Annotated in this window: 14 protein-coding genes; 4 read left to right on the top strand and 10 right to left on the bottom strand. The window is 45.7% G+C overall.

Annotation, left to right across the window (positions count from 1 at the left end):
- Positions 1 to 42: 42 nt before the first annotated feature.
- Both R7Z49_RS12850 and R7Z49_RS12845 read left to right on the top strand, forming a co-directional pair.
- The gene (locus R7Z49_RS12850) at positions 43 to 2,451 is read left to right on the top strand and encodes a GH36-type glycosyl hydrolase domain-containing protein (protein WP_039984526.1); all 2,409 of its coding nucleotides are present in this window, start codon (positions 43 to 45) and stop codon (positions 2,449 to 2,451) included.
- A gap of 125 nt (positions 2,452 to 2,576) precedes the next feature.
- Positions 2,577 to 3,989: a phosphoglucomutase/phosphomannomutase family protein gene (locus R7Z49_RS12845; RefSeq protein ID WP_318111709.1), complete on the top strand. Its 1,413-nt coding sequence runs from the start codon at positions 2,577 to 2,579 to the stop codon at positions 3,987 to 3,989.
- Between the two features lie 157 nt (positions 3,990 to 4,146).
- Here the strand turns inward: R7Z49_RS12845 and R7Z49_RS12840 are convergent, their stop codons facing one another.
- The 10 genes from R7Z49_RS12840 to hrpB form a co-directional block, all read right to left on the bottom strand.
- Entirely contained in the window at positions 4,147 to 5,178 is a 1,032-nt protein-coding gene (locus R7Z49_RS12840; protein WP_005380055.1) for an ABC transporter ATP-binding protein, read from the bottom strand.
- A complete protein-coding gene (locus R7Z49_RS12835; protein ID WP_025768193.1) occupies positions 5,178 to 6,803 on the bottom strand; it encodes an ABC transporter permease in 1,626 nt (541 codons plus the stop codon). The genes R7Z49_RS12840 and R7Z49_RS12835 overlap by 1 nt, the downstream gene beginning before the upstream one ends.
- 99 nt (positions 6,804 to 6,902) lie before the next feature.
- Entirely contained in the window at positions 6,903 to 7,916 is a 1,014-nt protein-coding gene (locus R7Z49_RS12830) for a Fe(3+) ABC transporter substrate-binding protein (RefSeq protein WP_005386566.1), read from the bottom strand.
- Positions 7,917 to 8,068: 152 nt separating this feature from the next.
- Complete coding sequence (locus tag R7Z49_RS12825; protein WP_005386568.1) at positions 8,069 to 9,298, bottom strand: ammonium transporter; 1,230 nt, start codon at positions 9,296 to 9,298, stop codon at positions 8,069 to 8,071.
- Between the two features lie 27 nt (positions 9,299 to 9,325).
- On the bottom strand, positions 9,326 to 9,664 hold the full coding sequence (locus R7Z49_RS12820; RefSeq protein WP_005386570.1) for a P-II family nitrogen regulator: 339 nt from the start codon (positions 9,662 to 9,664) through the stop codon (positions 9,326 to 9,328).
- 188 nt (positions 9,665 to 9,852) lie between these two features.
- Positions 9,853 to 10,221 carry a YacL family protein gene (locus R7Z49_RS12815; RefSeq protein ID WP_017635908.1) on the bottom strand — a complete coding sequence of 123 codons (369 nt, stop codon included), beginning with the start codon at positions 10,219 to 10,221 and terminating at the stop codon, positions 9,853 to 9,855.
- Between the two features lie 99 nt (positions 10,222 to 10,320).
- Positions 10,321 to 12,918 (bottom strand): bifunctional aconitate hydratase 2/2-methylisocitrate dehydratase, encoded by a 2,598-nt coding sequence (acnB, locus tag R7Z49_RS12810; protein WP_318111708.1) that lies wholly within the window; start codon positions 12,916 to 12,918, stop codon positions 10,321 to 10,323.
- Between the two features lie 268 nt (positions 12,919 to 13,186).
- Positions 13,187 to 15,517 (bottom strand): patatin-like phospholipase family protein, encoded by a 2,331-nt coding sequence (locus R7Z49_RS12805; RefSeq protein ID WP_318111707.1) that lies wholly within the window; start codon positions 15,515 to 15,517, stop codon positions 13,187 to 13,189.
- Between the two features lie 122 nt (positions 15,518 to 15,639).
- A complete protein-coding gene (gene mrcB, locus R7Z49_RS12800; protein ID WP_005380020.1) occupies positions 15,640 to 18,012 on the bottom strand; it encodes a penicillin-binding protein 1B in 2,373 nt (790 codons plus the stop codon).
- On the bottom strand, positions 18,005 to 20,506 hold the full coding sequence (gene hrpB / locus R7Z49_RS12795) for an ATP-dependent helicase HrpB (RefSeq protein WP_206169861.1): 2,502 nt from the start codon (positions 20,504 to 20,506) through the stop codon (positions 18,005 to 18,007). The genes mrcB and hrpB overlap by 8 nt, the downstream gene beginning before the upstream one ends.
- Before the next feature lie 33 nt (positions 20,507 to 20,539).
- Between hrpB and sfsA the strand changes: the two genes are divergently transcribed.
- Both sfsA and dksA read left to right on the top strand, forming a co-directional pair.
- Positions 20,540 to 21,256: a DNA/RNA nuclease SfsA gene (gene sfsA / locus R7Z49_RS12790; RefSeq protein ID WP_017635909.1), complete on the top strand. Its 717-nt coding sequence runs from the start codon at positions 20,540 to 20,542 to the stop codon at positions 21,254 to 21,256.
- A 136-nt stretch (positions 21,257 to 21,392) separates the two neighbouring features.
- A complete protein-coding gene (gene dksA, locus R7Z49_RS12785) occupies positions 21,393 to 21,839 on the top strand; it encodes an RNA polymerase-binding protein DksA (RefSeq protein ID WP_005386584.1) in 447 nt (148 codons plus the stop codon).
- The last annotated feature ends 9 nt before the right edge of the window (positions 21,840 to 21,848 follow it).

The raw sequence follows: 21,848 nt of genomic DNA, 5'->3' as shown, positions 1-21,848 counted from the left end.
ATTTTGGCTGCTGATGCAGCTTCGTAAAAAGGAAAGACACAAATGAAATACGGCTATTTCGATAACGAGAATCGCGAATACGTCATCACTCGCCCTGACGTACCAGCACCATGGACCAACTACCTAGGTACTGAGAAGTTCTGTACTGTTATCTCGCACAACGCGGGTGGCTACTCGTTCTACAACTCTCCAGAATACAACCGTGTTACTAAATTCCGTCCAAATGCGACATTCGATCGCCCAGGACACTACGTTTACTTGCGTGATGATGAGACAGGTGATTACTGGTCAATCTCTTGGCAACCAGTTGCGAAGAGCCTAGACGAAGCAAACTACGAAGTTCGTCACGGCTTGTCTTACTCTAAGTTCAAATGTGAATACAGCGGTATTACCGCAACAAAAACTCTGTTCGTGCCAAAAGGCGAAGACGCTGAAATCTGGGATGTAGTGATTAAAAACACCTCTGACAAACCACGTACGATCAGTGCATTCTCATTTGTTGAGTTCTCATTCAGCCACATTCAATCTGATAACCAAAACCATCAGATGTCTCTGTACTCGGCAGGTACGGCTTACAACGAAGGCGTGATAGAGTACGACCTGTACTACAACACCAACGATTTCGAAGGCTTCTACTACCTAGCTTCAACATTTGACCCAGATTCATACGACGGCCAACGTGACAGCTTCCTTGGCCTATACCGTGACGAAGCAAACCCGTTAGCGGTAGAACAAGGTAAGTGTTTCAATACAGCGCAAACTTGTTACAACCACTGTGGCTCTTTGCATAAGCAATTTACTATTCAGCCGGGTGAAGAAGTTCGCTTTGCTTACATTCTCGGTATCGGTAAAGGCAACGGAGAGCGTCTGCGTGCTAAGTACCAAGACCTTGCAGAAGTCGACAACGCATTTGCGGGTATCAAAGCACACTGGGATGAGCGTTGTGGCAAGTTCCAAGTGAAATCACCAAACGAAGGTCTAGATACCATGATCAACGCTTGGACGTTATACCAAGCGGAAACGTGTGTGGTGTGGTCTCGCTTTGCTTCATTCATCGAGGTGGGAGGCCGTACTGGTCTTGGTTACCGCGATACAGCGCAAGATGCAATCTCAGTTCCTCACGCTAACCCAGCAATGACGCGCAAACGTATCGTTGACCTACTGCGCGGCCAAGTAAAAGCGGGCTACGGTCTACACCTATTCGATCCAGATTGGTTTGATCCAGAAAAAGCGGATGTTAAACCATCTAAATCTCCAACCGTAGTTCCAACACCTTCTGATGAAGACAAAATTCACGGCATCGAAGACACCTGTTCTGATGACCACCTATGGCTAGTTCCAACCATCTGTAAGTACGTGATGGAAACCGGTGAGCACAGCTTCTTTGACGAAGTGATCCCTTACGCCGACGGTGGCGATGCAACGGTTTATGACCACATGAAAGCCGCACTAGACTTCTCGGCTGAATACGTAGGTCAAACCGGTATCTGTAAAGGTCTGCGTGCAGACTGGAACGACTGTCTGAACCTAGGTGGTGGCGAATCTTCAATGGTGTCGTTCCTACATTTCTGGGCACTGCAGGAGTTCATCGACCTAGCGAAATACCTAGGTAAGGAAGCCGACGTTGAAAAATACACGGTGATGGCAGCAAACGTTCGTGAAGCGTGTGAAACCCACCTTTGGGATGACGAAGGCGGTTGGTACATCCGTGGTCTGACGAAGAATGGCGACAAGATCGGTACTGCGCAACAAGCGGAAGGCCGAGTACACCTAGAGTCAAACACACTTGCGGTACTTTCTGGTGCGGTATCTCAAGAGCGCGGCGAAAAAGCGATGGACGCTGTCGATGAGAACCTATTCTCTGAATACGGCCTTCACCTAAACTCACCATCTTTTGCAACACCGAATGATGATATCGGCTTCGTAACTCGTGTTTACCAAGGCGTAAAAGAGAACGGGGCGATCTTCTCGCATCCAAACCCATGGGCTTGGGTAGCTGAAGCGAAACTGGGTCGTGGTGATCGTGCAATGAAGTTCTACGATGCACTAAACCCATACAACCAGAACGACATCATCGAAAAACGTATCGCAGAACCGTACTCCTATGTGCAGTTCATCATGGGTCGTGACCACCAAGACCACGGTCGTGCAAACCACCCATGGTTAACAGGTACATCTGGCTGGGCTTACTTCGCTGTTACCAACTTTATCCTTGGTGTGCGTACAGGCTTCGATGGCCTAACTATCGATCCATGTATCCCAACGAACTGGCCTGGTTTCGAAGTGACTCGTCAATGGCTAGGTGCAACGTACAACATCAAAGTCGTTAACCCAGACTCAGTAAGCAAAGGCGTTAAGTCGATTACTGTGAACGGTGAAGCGGTGAATGGTGCCTCTGTACCAGTTCAAGCGGAAGGTTCAGTAAACGAAGTTATCGTTACTCTAGGTTAATCATCTTTTGGGGGAGAGCTTTTCCCCTTTTGATTTATCCGATGCACTTGAGTTTGAGAAGTGCATCGGTTCGCTAGCAAAGATTTAAGACGCGGTGGGATGCCGCTCTTATCGAGGATCGAATCATGATCAAATTTGGTACAGGCGGTTGGCGTGCATTTATTGGTGAGGAGTTCACCAAAGATAACGTACGCTTGGTTGCCCAAGCAGTTGCAAACATCACGAATAACGAATCGGTTGCTGATCGCGGTTTTGTGATTGGCTATGACCGTCGTTTTCTTTCCGATAAAGCAGGTCGTTGGTTCGCTGAAGTTCTAGCAGCAAACGGCATTATGGTTAGCTTTATCGACAAATTTGTCCCAACACCTATCGTAATGTTTAAAGCGAAAGAAATGGGCTGCGCATACTCGGCATGTATTACCGCATCACACAACCCTGCCGATTACAACGGCATTAAAGTCTTCATTGAAGGTGGTCGTGACGCAGATGAAATCATCACCCAAAAAATCGAATCACAAATAGACGCGCTCACTGCGCAAGATGTAAAAAGCGTCGACTTTGAACAAGCGGTTGAAGATAAGCTGATTGAAATCATCAATCCGATGAACGAATTCGTTGACTCAATCATCGACTTTATCGACATCGGAGCGATCAAGAAGGCGAATTTACGTGTTTTGATCGACCCAATGTTTGGTGTCGCGAAAAACGCACTGCAAACCGTATTAATCAACGGCCGCTGTGACGTTGATGTGATTAACGATGGCAAAAACCCAGACTTCGGTGGGTTAATGCCTTCGCCAAGCGCTGCAACACTCTACCGTTTGATGCACCTAGTGAAAGAGCAAGGTTACGATATTGGCATCGGTACTGATGGCGATGCGGACCGTCTTGGTATTATCGACGAAAAAGGTAACTTCATTCATCCAAATGAAGTGCTACTGCTGCTTTACTACTACCTACTTGAATACAAAGGCTGGAAAGGCTCCGTGGTACGTAACATCGCAACCACCCACCTTCTCGATAAAGTCGCCGAAGATCATGGCGAGAAATGCTTTGAGGTTCCTGTAGGCTTTAAGCACATCAGCTCCCAAATGGAAGCGGATGACTCACTGATTGGCGGGGAAAGCTCTGGTGGCCTAACCATTCGCGGCCACATCAAAGGTAAAGACGGCGTATTCGCATCAAGCCTATTGATAGAAATGATTTCAGTAACCGGCAAGAAGCTGTCTGAGTTGCTAGATGAAATCTACGGCAAGTACGGCTATGCCTACATGGCAGAAGGCGATTGCAAGTTCAAACCAGCGCAAAAAGACGTACTGTTCAACAAGATTTATGTTGAAAAGCAGTTGCCTGAGTTTGAGTTTGAAATCGAAAAAGTCAGCTATGAAGATGGTGCGAAAGTCTACTTCAAGAACGGCGGTTGGATCATCGCTCGCTTCTCTGGCACTGAGCCACTGCTACGAATTTTTGCAGAGATGCAAGATAAGGACACTGCGGAACGTGTTCTTCAACAGTTTAAAGACTTCTTGTCTTTATAACTGAACCTTGTGCCCGCTTCGAGCACTATGATGAGAGTCAACGCTGTCTGAAAAGGCGCTCATCAACAGGAGAAGAGCACTTGCCCGGCTCCACAGCCGGGCTTTTTTATTGTATGTTGGGAAGTCGTAAACGAGATAGAAAAGATACTCAGGAGCGTTAAGCAAATGCCAGGACGCCTTGCGTTTCAATTTTCACCGCGACGGACTCACCTATATTTAATGCTTGCGAAGCTGTAGCTAACAAACGGTCACCATTCGCGTTAATCACATAACGGCAGTGATCACCCATAAAATGCTGTTCCAATACGGTTACCGAACTATCTTCATCGGATTGAATTTGCACATGCTGCGGTCTTAGCAGTAAAGAGCACTCCGCCTGTACTGGAATATCTTGTTGAGCCGTGGCTTCAACCACGCCCAAGTGGGTTTCATATTCTGAATTCGAAACCCGTTTAGCAGCAAGGTAACTGCCACCACCTAAGAAATCAGCGACAAATTTACTTGAAGGCTGGTAGTAAAGCTCAGATGCTGTGCCATATTGCTCGATGACTCCATTGTTCATCACTGCCATTTTATCGGCGAAAGCAAAAGCCTCTTCACGGCTATGCGTAACAAAAATGGCAGTCACACCTTGGGCCTTAAAAATCTTACGGATCTCACTTATCAACTCATGGCGAACTTGCGTATCAATATTAGAAAACGGTTCATCAAGTAACAATAAGTCTGGGCTGTAAGCTAATGAGCGAGCAATCGCAACACGCTGCTGCTGTCCACCAGACAATTGATGAGGATAACGATCGCCATAACCTTGAAGATGCACGAGTTCTAACATCTCTTGAACTTTGGCATTTTTCTCTTTTGTCGAGCACTGCTTTAAGCCAAAGGCAATGTTTTGCTCCACCGTCAAGTGAGGAAAAAGTGCGTAATCTTGGAAAATCATCCCGATATTACGCTGTTCTGGCGGCAACCAGTTTTCCCCATCATCAATTGTGACGCAATTTAGACTCATTTCGCCTGACGTTAACGGCAATAATCCCGCAACGGCCTTTAATAGTGTTGTTTTCCCACAGCCACTGGCTCCTAGCAAACAGACAATCTGCCCTTGTTCTACCTCAAGAGACAATGATTCGAGTACAGTTTGATCGTCATATTGGCACGTTAGGTTTTTAATTGATAATGCACAGCTCATCAGTGATTTTGCTCCAGTGAACGGTTAACAACAACAAGCGGGATCAACCCAACAAGAACCAACAGAACCGCTGGCAAAGCGGCCAATTCTAAATGCTCATCCGAGGCGAAGTTATAAACGTATGTGGCTAGTGTTTCAAAGTTAAACGGACGAAGTAACAAAGCCGCATTAAGCTCTTTCATCGACTCGATAAACACTAATAAAGCCGCAATCAGTGCACCGCGCTTAACCAGCGGAAAGTGCACGCGCCACAGCATGGCATTGGGCTTACAACCCATAGTGCGCGATGCCATATCTAACGACGGAGAAATTTTATTTAAATTACTTTCGATACTACCAATCGCTACCGCGGAAAAGCGCACAACCATGGCAAATACTAGTGCGAACATGGAACCAGAAAAGATAAGTCCCGGCCTTCCCCACTCCATGGCTTTAGCAACATCGTTGACACGATGATCCATAAACAGCACAGCGACCATCACACCGATGGCTAGTACCGTTCCTGGTACTGCATAGCCCATAGAAGAAAGACGCATAAATGCCAAGCTTTCTCGTTTACCACTGACTCGATGGGTAAAGTTAACGATCAGTGCGACAGCAACACCAATAATCGCAGCAATAACAGACACAACTAAGCTATTCCATGCGTATTCACGAAACTCTGAGGTCCAACTCTGCGCAAAATAAGTGATCGCATAATCAATCAGCTGTAGTAGCGGCAAAATAAAAGCGACTGAAACCAAGCCCCAACACCAAACCAGTGCGGTCCACTTTTTCCAGCCCGTCAACTCGTAACGAAAATCTTCGTGACTGTTAAATTGGCTTTGAAAAAGCTTTTGTTTACGGCGGCTGTATCGTTCGGCACTAAGAAGCAGTACTACAATGACGAGCATCATGGCAGAAATCTTGGCTGCCGCATTAAGATTAGAGTACCCCAACCAAGTATCGTAGACCGCTGTGGTTAACGTATTCACCGCGAAGTAACTTACCGTACCAAAGTCACCGATGGTTTCCATTGCGACCAATGATAAACCTACTGCGATAGAGGGTCTTACTAACGGCATCGAGATGCGCCAAAAGCTTTCCCATGGAGAGCACTTGAGCAAACGCGCGCTTTGCAATAAAGATACATTTTGCTCCATAAACGCAGCCCGGCACAATAAATACACGTAAGGATACAACACCAAAGCCAACACAAAGGTCGCACCAGGCAACGTACGAATGTCAGGGAACCAATACTCGCCAGGTCCCCATCCGGTTACATCACGCAAAAAGATCTGAATCGGGCCTGCAAAATCAAACCAATCAGTAAAAATATAACCAATGATATAACCTGGCATTGCAAGAGGTAGCACCAATGCCCACTGCAACCATTTTTCGGTCGGCAGTTTACACATGGCCATTATCCAAGCGCTTGGAATACCAAGAATTAAGGACAGCACCATTACGCCAACAGTTAGCGCAACCGTGTTAAAAATATAAGTCGGCATGACCGTTGCCATTAAATGAGCAAACAAATCATCCGTTTCACCAATTGCGGTGTAGAAGATCGCTAAGATCGGCAAAACCAGTAGCAGAGTTATTACCCCACTACTGGTTTTCCATAAAGAGTGTTTATCTTTCATCGCCTAATTACTGCAAGGCTGTATGAAATACAAATGCTGTTGCAAATACATCTCATATCCTTTAATCAAATGGGGGTACTGTTATACCCCCACAAGGAATTAAAGGTCAAATTTCACTTCATCTAATAGCTTAATTGCCGCTTCGTGGTTGGCTGCAATATCGTCTAGAGAAAGCTTGTCTGCTTTAAAGTCACCCCAAGATTCCACAAGCTCAGAACGCTTCACGCCTTCTTTAACTGGGTACTCGTAGTTAACTTCTGCGTACATTTGCTGCGCTTTGTCACCCGTTAGGAATTCCATTAGCTTCACAGCATTGTCTTTGTTTGGAGAGTACTTAGCCATCGCCATACCAGAGATATTCACGTGAGTGCCTGTAGTCTCTTGGTTAGGGAAGTTGATGTAAACTGCATCAGCCCAAGCTTTTTGCTCTTTGTCGTTAACCATTTTACCTAGGTAGTAGCTGTTACCTAGAGAAACATCACATAGGCCTTCTTTGATCGCTTTAACTTGTGCACGATCGTTGCCTTGTGGTTTGCGAGCAAGGTTTGCTTTCACGCCTTCTAACCACTCTTTGGTTTCTGCTTCGCCATTGTGAGCAATCATTGCTGAAACTAGAGAAACGTTGTACGGGTGCTTACCGCTACGAGTACAAATTTTACCTTTGAACTCTGGCTTAGCTAAGTCTGCGTAGTTGAAATCTGCGCCTAGTTTACCTACGCGATCACGTGATGAATAAACGCTACGAGAACGTAGAGTTAGAGCAAACCACTCATTCTCTTTATCTTGGTATTGAGCAGGTACGTTTTCTTCAATGATTTTGCTATCGACTTTCTGAACTAAACCTTTGTTTGTCAGTTCAGCTAGACGGCTGATGTCTGTCGTAAGAATAACGTCAGCAGGGCTGTACTCACCTTCTTGAGCTAGCTTTTCTGCTAAGCCTTTTTTAGCAAATTTTACGTTTACTTTGATACCAGTTTCTTTAGTGAACTCATTGAACATAGGTTCAACTAGGAAAGGTTGACGGTAAGAGTAGACGTTCACTTCTTCAGCAGCCATTGCTGTTGGAGCTAGAGTAGCGCAAGTTAGTGCTGAAAGAGTTAGCAGTTTTTTCATTGTTTAATCCTTTACCATGCTAATGATAACGTTTATCAGTTGCGTTATTATATGTATGCTCAATAAGAAGACAATGACGAATATTAAAAAACCTGCTCATCGGAGCAGGTTTTATTGTGTTAAGTGTGTAACCATTTATTACAAGCTAATGATTATTTCACCGTAACAAACTCTGGGTAAGCACCAACACCACAATCATGCATGTCCATACCTTCCATTTCTTCATCTTCTGTAACGCGAATCCCAACGGTCGCTTTCAAGATTGCCCACACAACTAGGCTAGCACCAAATACCCAAGCAAAGATAACTACGGCACCTAAAAGCTGTGCACCAAACGTTGCATCACCGTTGCTCAGTGGCACTACCATTAGGCCGAAGAAACCACACACACCGTGAACTGAGATAGCACCTACTGGATCGTCAATTTTAAGTTTATCTAGAGCAATGATACTGAATACTACTAGTGCACCCGACACCGCACCAATCGCAACCGCGTACAGTGGTGATGGCGATAGAGGGTCTGCAGTGATGGCAACCAAGCCAGCTAGCGCGCCATTGAGGATCATCGTTAAATCGGCTTTACCCCAAGTAGTTTTACAAACGAATAGCGCCGCAATTGCACCAGCAGCCGCTGCTGCGTTAGTGTTTAGAAAGATCTGACCTACCGCTGTAGCATTCTCAAAATCTGAAACCATCAACTGAGAACCACCGTTAAATCCAAACCAGCCAAACCAAAGGATAAAAGTACCCAACGTTGCCAAAGGCATGTTAGAACCTGGAATCGGATAGATTTCACCATTTTTACCGTACTTACCCTTACGCGCGCCAAGCAGTAACACACCAGCAAGAGCAGCAGAAGCACCTGCCATATGTACGATACCAGACCCCGCAAAGTCACTAAATCCAGCTTCTGCTAGGAAGCCTCCACCCCATGTCCAGTAACCTTCCATTGGATAGATAAACGCAGTTAAAATCGCAGAGAAAATCAAGAAAGACCAAAGCTTCATGCGCTCAGCTACCGCACCAGAAACGACGGACATAGCAGTTGCAACGAAGACAACTTGGAAGAAGAAGTCAGACTCTAAAGAGTGGTCGGCCCCTTCACCTTGAGTACCAATTAGCGTACCAAATGAAGGTAACCAGCCTCCTTCTCCATTATCGACATACATGATGTTATAACCGACAATCAGAAACATCGTGCATGCGATGGCGTACAAACAGATGTTCTTCGTAAGAATTTCTGTTGTGTTTTTAGAGCGCACAAGGCCAGCCTCTAGCATCGCAAAGCCTGCTGCCATCCACATTACCAACGCACCGGAAATGAGGAAGAAAAAGGTGTCAAGTGCGTAACGTAACTCGGTTACTGTTGTTGTTAATTCCATAATAAGTATCTCCAATCCTTTGAATTCTTAAAGTGCTTCTGCGTCCATTTCGCCAGTTCGGATACGCACCGCTTGGTTCAGATCGTAAACAAAAATTTTACCGTCGCCGATTTTTCCGGTTTGCGCAGCTTTTGTAATTGCTTCAACAACGCGATCTACATTGTCTGCGTGAGTCGCGATTTCAATTTTCACCTTTGGTAGAAAATCGACTTGATACTCTGCACCGCGATACAATTCCGTGTGACCTTTTTGACGACCGAACCCTTTAACTTCTGATACTGTCATCCCTTCGATACCGACATCAGCCAATGCTTCTCGTACATCGTCTAATTTAAACGGCTTAATAATGGCATTGATTATTTTCATTGAGTTATCTCCGAAGCTTTCATCCTGAAACACTTCTTATAATCCAATCTACGTGCCAAGTTTTTAAGTTATTGAATAATAAAAACTAACCTCAATTTACATATCTATAAACAAAAAGGGCGCACCATATCGGTGCGCCCTTTTCACAAATTTAAAGCAACGGCAGAGAAGTTACCCAAAACTGTGCATTAAATGTTCAAAAAGTCTTTCCACTGTTCGATAAGTGCCATGAAATCCTCTATCCCACAACTTGCTGTACTTTCTGCATTGTAGAAGTCGAACTCACTTTCCATCTCGACATCATATTCATGGGCTAATGCGTTTTCTTGTACAAGAACTTCGTCGCCCTGAATCATCAAGCTAATTTCCGTGCCTGTAAGGTTATGCTCCTGAGAAGGCGCTGAAAATGACCGCTCAATTAGCTTTTCAACCTGTGCAATCTTCATCGGATCTTTACCAATTTCTTCTTGCAACCAGCGCCCTACAATCTCATGTCCCATGCTACATTTTACGTAGTACTCGCCCATCAACGTGTTACGAATGAATTCAAATTCCACCGAGATTGCCTATTTCGTATCAATTTGGTGCGAGTATAGCGAATTGCTCCCATAAAAAAAGCACCTCATGTGAGGTGCTTTTGAATTGTGCATTTCTGATTATGCCGGTTCTTGGAAGATCACTTCGTCCGCTTTCTTGGTGTATTGATCCATTTTATGGAAGTTCAAGTAGCGGTACGTATCCGTTGCCGTAGCGTCGATTTGCTTCGCGTATTCTAGGTATTCTTCTTTGGTTGGAATCTTACCTAGGATTGCACCTACTGCAGCTAGCTCAGCTGACGATAGGTAAACATTCGCACCAGTACCCAGACGGTTCGGGAAGTTACGCGTTGAAGTCGACATTACTGTTGATTTATCTGCAACACGCGCTTGGTTACCCATACAAAGTGAACACCCTGGCGTTTCAATACGAACCCCTGCACGTCCGAAGATACCGTAGTAGCCTTCTTCAATCAGTTGGTCTTTATCCATCTTTGTTGGTGGCGCTACCCAAAGGCGCGTCGTTAACTGGCCATTGAACTTATCAAGCAATTTACCTGCTGCGCGGAAGTGACCGATGTTCGTCATACAAGAACCGATGAACACTTCATCAATCGCTGTGCCTTGTACTTCAGACAACAAACGAGCGTCATCTGGGTCATTCGGTGCACATAGTACTGGCTCATTGATTTCAGCCATATCGATTTCAATCACATGTGCGTATTCAGCGTCTTTATCTGCTTGCATCAGCTCAGGGTTTGCTAGCCACTCTTGCATTGCAGTAATACGGCGCTCGATAGTACGGCGATCACCGTAGCCTTCAGAGATCATCCACTTCAGCATCACGATGTTAGAGTTTAAGTACTCTTCGATCGACTCTTGAGACAATTTCACAGTACAACCTGCCGCCGAACGCTCTGCAGATGCATCAGAAAGCTCAAATGCTTGCTCAACCGTTAGCGTTTCTAAGCCTTCAATCTCAAGGATACGGCCAGAAAATTCGTTGATCTTGCCCGCTTTTTCTACCGTTAGTAGACCTTGCTGAATCGCGTAGTAAGGGATGGCATGAACAAGATCACGCAGTGTAATACCCGGTTGCATCTCACCTTTAAAACGAACCAAGATTGACTCTGGCATGTCTAGCGGCATAACGCCTGTCGCAGCTGCAAAGGCAACCAAGCCCGAGCCGGCTGGGAATGAAATACCCAGAGGGAAACGAGTATGTGAGTCACCACCCGTACCGACAGTATCCGGTAGTAGCATACGGTTTAGCCATGAGTGGATAATACCGTCACCAGGACGAAGAGATACACCACCGCGGTTCATAATAAAGTCCGGAAGTGTATGGTGAGTGTTAACGTCTACTGGTTTTGGATAAGCCGATGTGTGACAGAAAGACTGCATGACAAGATCAGCAGAGAAGCCGAGACACGCCAAGTCTTTAAGTTCATCACGAGTCATAGGGCCAGTAGTATCTTGCGAACCTACTGTCGTCATTTTCGGCTCACAGTAGGTTCCAGGACGGATGCCTTCTACGCCACATGCTTTACCAACCATTTTCTGTGCAAGCGTGTAACCCTTGCCAGAATCTGCGATTTCACCTGGTTTGCGGAATACGTCCGAAGGCTCAAGACCTAGCGATTGACGCGCTTTGTCTGTCAAACCACGACCGATGATCAATGGGATACGACCACCAGCACGAACTTCATCAATCAGTACTTCTGTTTTTAGCGAGAACTCAGCTAGAACCTCACCAGTTTCGTGGTTGCAAACTTTACCTTCATATGGGTAAACATCGATAACATCGCCCATGTTGAGCTTAGTTACGTCAACTTCGATTGGTAGTGCGCCAGCATCTTCCATTGTGTTAAAGAAGATAGGGGCAATTTTGCCACCAAGCACATACCCACCAGCTCGTTTGTTTGGAACGTAAGGGATATCATCACCCATAAGCCAAAGCACTGAGTTGGTTGCAGATTTACGTGAAGAGCCAGTACCAACAACATCACCAACGTAAACCAATTGATGACCTTTGTCTTTTAACTCTTCAATTTGCTTGATCGGACCAATAGTACCCGGTTGATCAGGGTTTATTCCTTCACGCTCGTTTTTAAGCATCGCCAGTGCGTGTACTGGGATATCAGGACGAGACCAAGCGTCAGGTGCAGGTGAAAGGTCATCCGTGTTCGTTTCACCTGTTACTTTAAATACGGTTAGAGTGACTTTTTCTTCAAGCTTAGGCTTAGAAAGGAACCACTCAGCATCAGCCCATGATTGAAGTACTTTCTGTGCATGCGCATTGCCTGCTTTCGCTTTCTCTTCTACGTCATAGAAAGCATCAAACATCAGCAGCGTATGAGACAGCGCTTTTACTGCGATCTCTGCCAGTGCTTCATCATCCAATAGCTCAACTAGCGGTTCGATGTTGTAACCACCTTGCATAGTGCCTAGCAGTTCAGCCGCTTTTTCACGACTCACTAATGGTGATTTAACTTCACCTTTTGCTACTGCTGTTAGGAAACCCGCTTTTACATAAGCAGCTTCATCAACACCTGGAGGGATACGGTTTTCAAGTAGGTCAAGAATGACTTCTTCTTCACCTTGCGGGGGATTTTTCAGAAGTTCTACAAGTCCAGCAACTTGTTCTGCGTCTAGCGGTTTAGGAACAACTCCTTCAGCAGCACGCTCTTCGACGTGTTTACGGTAGGCTTCAAGCACGACTTTTTCCTCTCATTGCGGTTCCTCCTCTATTATTACTATTGTTAAAGTAAAGGAGTGAACATCCTTGGAAACTTGGCTCTCCATTGCCCTTGTTTTCATTCAATTATGATTGAGAAACAGCGCCGTAGAGGCCAAACTGTGGGCAAAATAATAGCAAATTTAACCTTAAATTAAAATCTTATCATTTTGACCAACATAGCAACTTACGACTAAAGTTCTGCTAATTTTGACCAAATATGCCAAGTTTTTGCTTTCTCATACCCGATTAATTAAACGATGTTCCTACGATCAAATACACAGCATCCAAATCTTGCTCGGTACGACCGTATGCCAACATTATTGGTCCTATTGGTGAGTCAACACCAAAGAAGATGGAGCCAGCATTGTAAAGCGGCGCTTCGTTTAGTTTCAGATCATTATCAGACCAAACACCGCCATATTCGACCGATGCGCCCAGGTAGACTGGAGCTTCAAACAATCCGAAATCATTATCAAACCACTTATATCGGTACACCAAACTGCTGAAAAATAAGTTCTGTCCGATCAGGCTATTTCTTGGGATTCCCGATAGGCTTAAGAAGCCGCCCAACTCTCTGGGATCAAGCGGTAAAGATGAGTTTTTACTCTCTACAAAACTATATTCAGCATGTCCGACTAAAGTATGACGCTGATGACTCACTGCACCTTTAAATCGTGCAGAGATTTCATAAACGGTATCTTCAATAATTTTGTCAGTTTCTAAAAGGCTAACGCCTTGAGGACTTTGATCATGAGACACTAAATATTCGAGATCGACTAAAAGCCCACGAGTCGGAAATGCGAAATCATCAAGTGTATCTAGGCGATAATTGGCAAACAGGCCACGACGTTCAAAATCCAATTTACCAGCAGAAGCCAAAGTAGAAAGCTCAATATCTCCGGTTGAGTAGCGAGCGCCAAATCGAAGTTCTTGCCACAATGTGGGTTGGATACCTATCGCTAACTCTGTTGTAAAATCATCGTAAGTGACCGGAAAAAAGTCATTTACTGACTCTAAATCTGGTGCTTGAGGCTCTGTTAAAGGTAAGTTTCGGCTCTCACTACCATAGGAAATTCGCCCCGATACAAAAAGTTCTTGGCTAGATAAAACAGGGGAATACAACTCAGCTTCAATCAGCTTATCCGTGCCCATTTCTACGTTGAACGCCAACTCCGCGCCATGAGAGTTTAAATTGGTAAAGTTGGTCGATATTCCTATGCCGTACTGGCTATCTGTATCGAAGTCATCTTCAAGAAAAAATCGGAAGTTGAGATAATTAGGCCCCCACGACTTCTCGTTAACATCAAAAACCAACAATGTCTCACCATCAACCTCTTCAAAGTGATAAGTGATGAGCTCGAACCGATCTAACGCGTAGAGGTTTTCAACGGCTTTCTCAATTTCGGCCGTTGAAATACGACGTCCGGTTTCTAATTCAATACGATTCGTCAACAACACATCGCTGTAGTGCGTGTTATTAACAATCACTATGTCATCAACCACACGCTGATCGCCATAAATCAAAGTTTTACGAACTTCTTGTTTGCGATCGATGTATTTTTGATAGTCCGCATTGGACAAGCGCAACCCTTTCAGCTTGTCTTTTAACTGCTTGGTAATATCGTACCCAGCTTGAAAAGCCCAAGGCATTTTGTCGAACTCGACAGTTTCCATGGTGCCCACATTGGGACGAATATAGATATCTTGAGGTTCAAGCTCGTCCACTTGCTGTTGTGTACTACGACGAACGAGATAGTTAGAGAGTTGGTCCGCGACAGTAAACAGCCCCGTAAATTCATCTTCGGTTTTGTAGTCGGTGCTAATATCGACGGCAATAACGACATCAGCCCCCATGGCGCGAGCCACATCGATAGGCATGTTATTGACGACACCGCCATCGACAAGCATATGGCCATTGAGCTTATAGGGAGGAAGCGCTCCTGGTACAGACATGCTAGCCATCATGGCGTCCACAAGGTAACCATTGCCCAGTACGACTTCTTCTAGGGCAAGAATATCTGTCGCAACAGAACGATAGGGAATGGCAAGATCATCAAAAGAATCGAATCGCCCTAAGTTCCCTGTAGTCTCACGCAATACTCGCAACATGTTCTGGCCTTGCACCACACCCGTTGGTGCTCGTACCTCACCGAATCTTAAGCCGAGGTCGGTATTAATTTGATAGCGGTCTTCATACTCTTTGTCACGAACTCTACGTTGGCTACGGTCAACACGATCTCGATAACCGCTGCCCCAATCGACGGTGTAGATAAAACTCTCGATTTCATCAGCACTCATCCCCGTGGCATAAAGCCCACCCACATAGGCGCCCATACTGGTACCGGTCACAATATCCACAGGAATCTGCATTTCTTCCAATGCTTTTAAAACTCCAATGTGTGCCGCCCCTTTCGCTCCGCCACCAGCGAGCACAACCGCCACCTTTGGTCGAGGTTCCAAGTCATCCGTTTTTGTTAGAGAGTTTGCGAGGGAAACAGAAGGAGTGATCATCAAAAAGGTACTAACCCAAAGCGCAAAGTTGCGAACCGATGGGCTTGATAACAGCTTTTTGAACATTCACTTCTTCCTTTATTGAATATCTGATCAAGTAGGGCGTGCTAGCAGTACTGTACTAACACGCCCTAATATGTACTAAGAATTAATCAGATAAACAAGCTAATGTTGTTGATTTGGCGATGCTACCAATCAAATATGCTATTTAACCAGTTTGATTTCTTCTCACACTGTTGCTTTATCTGACCGGTTTTATCCCAAACCGGCAGTTTGTAATCACTACGGCAGTTCATTTCTAAACCTCCATCAGATGTAGGCTTGAACCCTAATGTGGTGATTTCTCTTGGCCATGGGAGCTCTAAGCGCTCAGGAATACGCTGCTTCAAGTACTCTGCGTACACTCGTAATGCACCACTCGACCCCGTTAGATTCACGGGTTTATTATCGTCGCGGCCTAGCCAAATTGTCGTCACCTCACGACCATCAACACCGACAAACCAACTATCGCGGTTGTCATTACTGGTACCCGTTTTTCCTGCCAATGCAGCCCAACCAAACTGGCTTTGTAAGAAGCGGCCAGTGCCTTGAGCAACCCCTTGTTTCATCGCGTAGGTCGTTAGCCATGCAGCTTGTTCATCCACGGCTCTTGATGAACGAGGCAAGGATTGATACAGCACATTACCTTCCATATCCATGACTGAGCGCAGAGCGGTCAGTTTTGCACGCTTACCTGAATTCGTCAGAGTCTGATACATCTGTGCAACTTCGAATGGCGTCAAAGAAAACGAACCCAAAAACATCGAAGGCACTGGGCGAATTTCGTCTTTGTTCACGCCCAAACGCTCTAAAGTATTGGAGACTTCAGGAATGCCAAGTGCCATACCTAAGCGCACGGTTGGTACGTTGAGTGATTTCGCTAAAGCAATGTAAAGTGGTACATCACCACGATATTTTCTATCGTAGTTGCGCGGCGTCCACACGTTACCTTTACTGCTCTTCAGACTTAACGGCGTGTCGTGTAGCGTCGTGCCTAGGTTGTATTTATCCGGTTGTTCTAGAGCCGTTAAGTAAATCGCTGGTTTCACTAAAGAACCAATCGGACGACTGGCATTGAGCGCGCGGTTAAAGCCTTCATAACCGACACGTTTACCACCTACCATCGCACGGATTTCACCACTATGGCGATCAACGGCCACAGCTGCGGCTTCTAACTCTTTACCACCCCGTTTAGCTAGTTCTGGGATCTTTTTCGCGATAGCTTGTTCCATTTTGCTTTGCGATACTGGGTCCAGAGACGTAAATACGCGCAGTCCGGTCTCTGCCTTAAATCGCTCCCCAACTTTTTCTTTTAATTCAATACTCAATTGTTGGAAATAAGCTGGCTGACGGCTCGCAATACGTGGCTTGCTTTGCGTATCGAGTGGACGACTTACAGCTTGTTCATACTGCTCTGAAGTCAACATGTTTTGCTGCATTAACAGGCGCAGAACGAGATCACGACGCTCTTTCGTTCTCTCAGGGTAACGAATTGGGTTGTAGTAAGACGGTCCTTTTACCATCCCAACTAACATCGCCAGCTGATCGATTCGCAACTCCTGAATTGGCTGCCCAAAATAGTAACGCGACGCCAAGCCAAACCCGTGGATCGCTTCACCTCCACTTTGACCTAGGTACACTTCGTTGAGGTAGGCTTCTAAGATACGATCTTTGCTGTAACGGTAATCCAAAATTAGCGCGATATACGCTTCTCGAACTTTACGCCACAGTGTTTTATCACGAGTCAAAAACAGGTTTTTTGCCAATTGCTGAGTCAGCGTACTACCACCTTGAACAGTACGGCCGGCCTTAATGTTCGCAACCAATGCACGTGCAATCGCGAGCGGTGACACCCCGTCATGTTGATAAAAATCCCGGTCTTCGGTCGCAAGCAGTGCATCCACTAAAATTTCAGGGAACTGATCACGACGTAAGAAAAGACGCTGTTCATCACGGTCTTTCTCCAGCATGCCCAACATCTTCGGTTCTAGGCGCAAGTAACCAAGGTCTCCTCGAGATTCTAAAGACTGAATACGTTGCAAGCCGGAATCAGAGAAATGCAGCATAATGTGACGATCCGGCTCGGGACCATCGGCAAACTCGAATGGACGACGAATCAATTCAATCCGAGTGGAAGAAGAGGAATATTCGCCTGGGTAACGAGGTTGACTCACTTTACGGTAATTCAACACATCTAGCTCGTTGCGCAGTTCTTGGATGGTGATATTCTCACCAGGGCTTAGATTCAAGATACGGGCATAAACCACCGTTGGCAGCTCAAACAGCTGGCCTTCAAAGCGTTCTTTCACCACACTATCTAAGTAAATCCCAACAAACAGCAAAACAGCGGCAAGTGCAACGCCAGCTTTCCAGCTAAACGACCACAGAACTTTCAACCACGAACGTTTCTCGTTAGTCGGCTTTTTACTCGGCGTACGTCGAGTCTGTTTTGCGGTTCCTTTATTGGTTGTACTTTTCTTCGCTGGCGCTTTTTTCGCGCTAGGCTTCTTGCTGTCAGTCATTATTCAATTGTCTTTTTGTTTTCGTTGTTGCTACATGATTGGCAGGATCATCTGGCCAAACGTGTTTTGGGTAGCGCCCTTTCATCTCTTTTTGAACGTCTTTGTAGCTTCCGTTCCAGAAAGCCGCCAAGTCCGACGTTACTTGCAATGGACGTTGTGCCGGTGAAAGCAGTTCAAGCACCAAACGCTTGCGGCCAAGAGCCACCGTTGGGGAACCACTCTCCCCAAATACTTCTTGCATACGCACCGATAATATCGGCTCGTGGCCATATTGGTAACGGATACGCTTCTTTGAACCTGTGGGTAGTTGGTAATGCTCAGGTAACCATTCATCCAGTTGTTGATTGAGTGGCCAACCTAATAGAGCATTAAGCGCTTCGACCAAGTTTATCTTGCTCAGGTCTTTAACCGAGCTGACAGACGTCATGTATGGTTCTAACCACTCCTCTAATGAATCCAGCAAACTGGCTTCATCAAACACTGGCCATGACTGCTCAGGTAACCATTCCACCGCACAACGAATCCGAGCCAACAAGCTCTCCGCTGCCGGTGTCCAGTTTAGACTCTGTAAGCCCTGGCGGCGGACATACGTGAGTAAAGCTTGTGTCATTTTTTCTTTGCCCGGGCTTGGCAACGGCTCGCTTTCAACGACTAGCAGGCCGAGTTTTGTTTGTCGCTCAGCTATTAGACGGCCTCTTTTTTCATCCCAGCCCACTACTTCTTCAGACGAAAATAGCGTATCAAAGGTCGTTCGCAATATATTGACATCCAATTCACATGCCGAATGAATTTGACTTGAGTTAGAATGAGAACGCATTAAGTCAACGGCAACCAAATACTCACAGCCACCTAGCATGTCTTCCTGACGACATTCTGCACCATGACCATTAGCCAAAGTAAATCGCCCAAATTGATTTGTGCGCTGCTGCGCAATGCGATCTGGAAATGCCAAACTTAACACCAGCGGTAATGCATCTTCATCCACGCCTTTCAGGTCAAATACCGTATCCAATTTGTACGCTAGAGATTGAGCACGCTTGAACAACATCGACTTTTTTGGATGAGTACCAACAAGCCAACGATGCAAGCTATGAGCGATATTGGTAACACTCCTCTCTGGCTCTTCAATCAGTGCGACCGCCGTCAAAGCAGCATTTAACATCTTATCACTGTAAGATTGCGCTTTAATTAGCATCGCAGCCGCACGAGGCTCAACGCCTAGTTCATGCGCCTGTTTTCCTTCGGACGTTAATTGCCCTTTTTCCGTCAGTAGTCCCAATGACACCAATAGCTGCTTCGCTTGTTCCAATGACGCATTAGCTGGAACATCAAGCCACTTTAGAGCGTGGATATCACTCGCTCCCCAAAAGGCAAGCTCCATAACTAAACTAGCCAAATCGGAATGCAAAATTTCGGGTTGGGGAACCAGCGGTTGCTGCTTGAACTGGCTTTCAGAATAAAGACGAACACAAATGCCCTCTTCTATTCGTCCCGCTCGTCCTGCACGCTGAATCGCTGAAGACTGTGCAATGCGTGTTTGCTCTAAGCGTGTTAAACCGTTTTTCAAATCAAAGCGGGCAACACGCTCTAACCCAGAATCAACGACGAGGCGAATGCCTTCAATCGTTAGTGAAGTTTCTGCAATGTTGGTCGCTAGAACGACTTTACGCTTACCTTGTTCTGCTGGCGTAATCGCTTTTTGTTGATCTGCAAAACTCAGTTGACCATAAAGTGGGCATACGTCGATATCATCCGCTAAATGAGACAACCGCTCTTCAACTTGTTTTATGGCACCAACACCCGGTAGGAAAGCTAACAAAGATCCAGACTCTTTGTTCATAAGACTTTCTATTGTTTTTGCCATACTCGTAGGTAAATGCTCGTTCACACCTAACGGCTGGTAGCGCATTGCCACATCAAAGCTGCGCCCTTCAGATTCAATGTAACTGGCTTCTGGCAACAACGATTGTAATGCTTGTTGGTCAAGCGTTGCCGACATTACCACCAGCTTGAGATCGTCTCGCAATGCCTCTTGAACTTCTAAACTGAATGCCAAAGCGGTATCGGCATGAATGCTGCGTTCATGAAACTCATCAAAGATCAGTAGATCAACCCCATCCAACTCCGGGTCCGTTTGAATCATCCGAGTCATGATCCCTTCGGTCACGATCTCCAGCTGCGTTGCAGAACTTACCTTTGCCTCACCACGGACTCGATAACCCACGCGTTGACCAACTTGTTCTCCCAATTGCTCAGCAAGATAACGGGCAATGTTACGCGCCGCGAGTCGTCTTGGCTCAAGCATGATGATTTTTCCAGCAACCGAATGATTTAAGAGTAACTGCAAAGGGAAGTAAGTCGACTTACCGGCACCAGGCGCCGCTTTTACGATCACTTGATGTTGATTTTTGACCGCCGTCAGCAACTCAGGCATCACGGCTTCAATCGGCAATTGTGACAAAGGAAATACCTTATGGTGTAATGATGGCAACATTGTACATAAAAAATTTTTTGTCTAAATAAGCAAATGCATTTCACACCCGCTTTAGAGTCCGCCACTCTACTCAAACGCTATAAACGCTTTCTTGCCGATATCGAGCTCGATACTGGTGAAATCCGTACAATCCACTGCGCAAATACAGGTGCAATGACGGGTTGTGCAACGCCCGGAAACAAGGTTTGGTTTTCTACTTCCGACAACCCGAAACGAAAATACCCCAATAGTTGGGAGTTGAGTGAGACCGAACAAGGCCACCGTATTTGTATCAACACCGCGCGTGCCAATCAATTAGCCGTAGAGGCTATTGAAAATAATGTCATTTCAGAGCTTTGTGGTTATGACACACTTCAAACTGAGGTGAAATACGGCAATGAAAATAGCCGAATTGATATCTTGCTCAGCGCAGACGACAAGCCAAAGTGCTATATAGAAGTGAAAAGCGTCACTCTTCTTGATGAGACCGACTCTACTGGACAAGGATACTTCCCAGATGCGGTCACGACTCGGGGACAAAAACACCTGAGAGAGCTCACAGAAATGGCACAAAATGGAAGTAGAGCCATACTTTTATTCACTGTTTTACATTCAGGTATTGAAAAAGTATCCGCGGCGCACCATATAGACGCGAAATATTCACTATTACTCAAACAAGCACAAGACGCTGGAGTGGAAGTTCTCTGCTACAAAGCTGAACTGAGCGATACTGGAATGAAGCTGATTTCCGCTATTGATTTTATCAATTAAGAGAAAAAATGATGTCGTCTTCACATTGACGATAACTTTGCGATTCAGTATTTGCTTGCACCGCCTCTTTTTGCTATAGATACCCGCCTTAAATTGACTGCGTAGCAGTTGACTAGGTGTAAGTAGGAGATGCTGTATGCCAGAATCAAAGAAGAAAACGATAGGCATCCTAGCCATTGCCGGCGTGGAGCCATATCAGGAAAAACCTGGTGAAGAGTACATGTCACCAGAGCAGGTTGAACACTTTACGAAAATCTTAACAGCTTGGCGCGACCAGCTAAGAGCTGAAGTGGATCGTACTGTTCACCACATGCAGGACGAAGCAGCAAACTTCCCAGATCCAGTTGACCGCGCCTCTCAAGAGGAAGAGTTCAGCCTAGAACTGCGTAACCGTGACCGCGAACGCCGTTTGATCAAGAAGATTGAAAAGACTTTGGATAAAATCAAAGAAGACGATTTTGGCTTCTGTGAGTCTTGTGGCGTAGAGATTGGCGTTCGCCGTCTTGAAGCACGTCCAACCGCTGACCTTTGTATTGACTGTAAAACACTTGCAGAAATCAAAGAGAAGCAAATGCAAGGTTAATCACCCAGC

The sequence above is a fragment of the Vibrio sp. 1562 genome (assembly GCF_033340155.1).
GTDB lineage: Bacteria > Pseudomonadota > Gammaproteobacteria > Enterobacterales > Vibrionaceae > Vibrio > Vibrio alginolyticus.
The sequence above is the reverse complement of the archived record's forward strand: the minus strand, read 5'-3'. Positions and strand labels throughout refer to the sequence as shown.

Coding starts and splice junctions, on each gene's coding strand:
- R7Z49_RS12835 (WP_025768193.1), bottom strand. CDS start 6,803: ATGAAAGATAAACACTCTTTATGGAAAACCAGTAGTGGGGTAATAACT.
- hrpB (WP_206169861.1), bottom strand. CDS start 20,506: ATGTTGCCATCATTACACCATAAGGTATTTCCTTTGTCACAATTGCCG.
- R7Z49_RS12830 (WP_005386566.1), bottom strand. CDS start 7,916: ATGAAAAAACTGCTAACTCTTTCAGCACTAACTTGCGCTACTCTAGCT.
- R7Z49_RS12825 (WP_005386568.1), bottom strand. CDS start 9,298: ATGGAATTAACAACAACAGTAACCGAGTTACGTTACGCACTTGACACC.
- mrcB (WP_005380020.1), bottom strand. CDS start 18,012: ATGACTGACAGCAAGAAGCCTAGCGCGAAAAAAGCGCCAGCGAAGAAA.
- R7Z49_RS12840 (WP_005380055.1), bottom strand. CDS start 5,178: ATGAGCTGTGCATTATCAATTAAAAACCTAACGTGCCAATATGACGAT.
- dksA (WP_005386584.1), top strand. CDS start 21,393: ATGCCAGAATCAAAGAAGAAAACGATAGGCATCCTAGCCATTGCCGGC.
- R7Z49_RS12850 (WP_039984526.1), top strand. CDS start 43: ATGAAATACGGCTATTTCGATAACGAGAATCGCGAATACGTCATCACT.
- R7Z49_RS12805 (WP_318111707.1), bottom strand. CDS start 15,517: ATGTTCAAAAAGCTGTTATCAAGCCCATCGGTTCGCAACTTTGCGCTT.
- R7Z49_RS12820 (WP_005386570.1), bottom strand. CDS start 9,664: ATGAAAATAATCAATGCCATTATTAAGCCGTTTAAATTAGACGATGTA.
- sfsA (WP_017635909.1), top strand. CDS start 20,540: ATGCATTTCACACCCGCTTTAGAGTCCGCCACTCTACTCAAACGCTAT.
- R7Z49_RS12845 (WP_318111709.1), top strand. CDS start 2,577: ATGATCAAATTTGGTACAGGCGGTTGGCGTGCATTTATTGGTGAGGAG.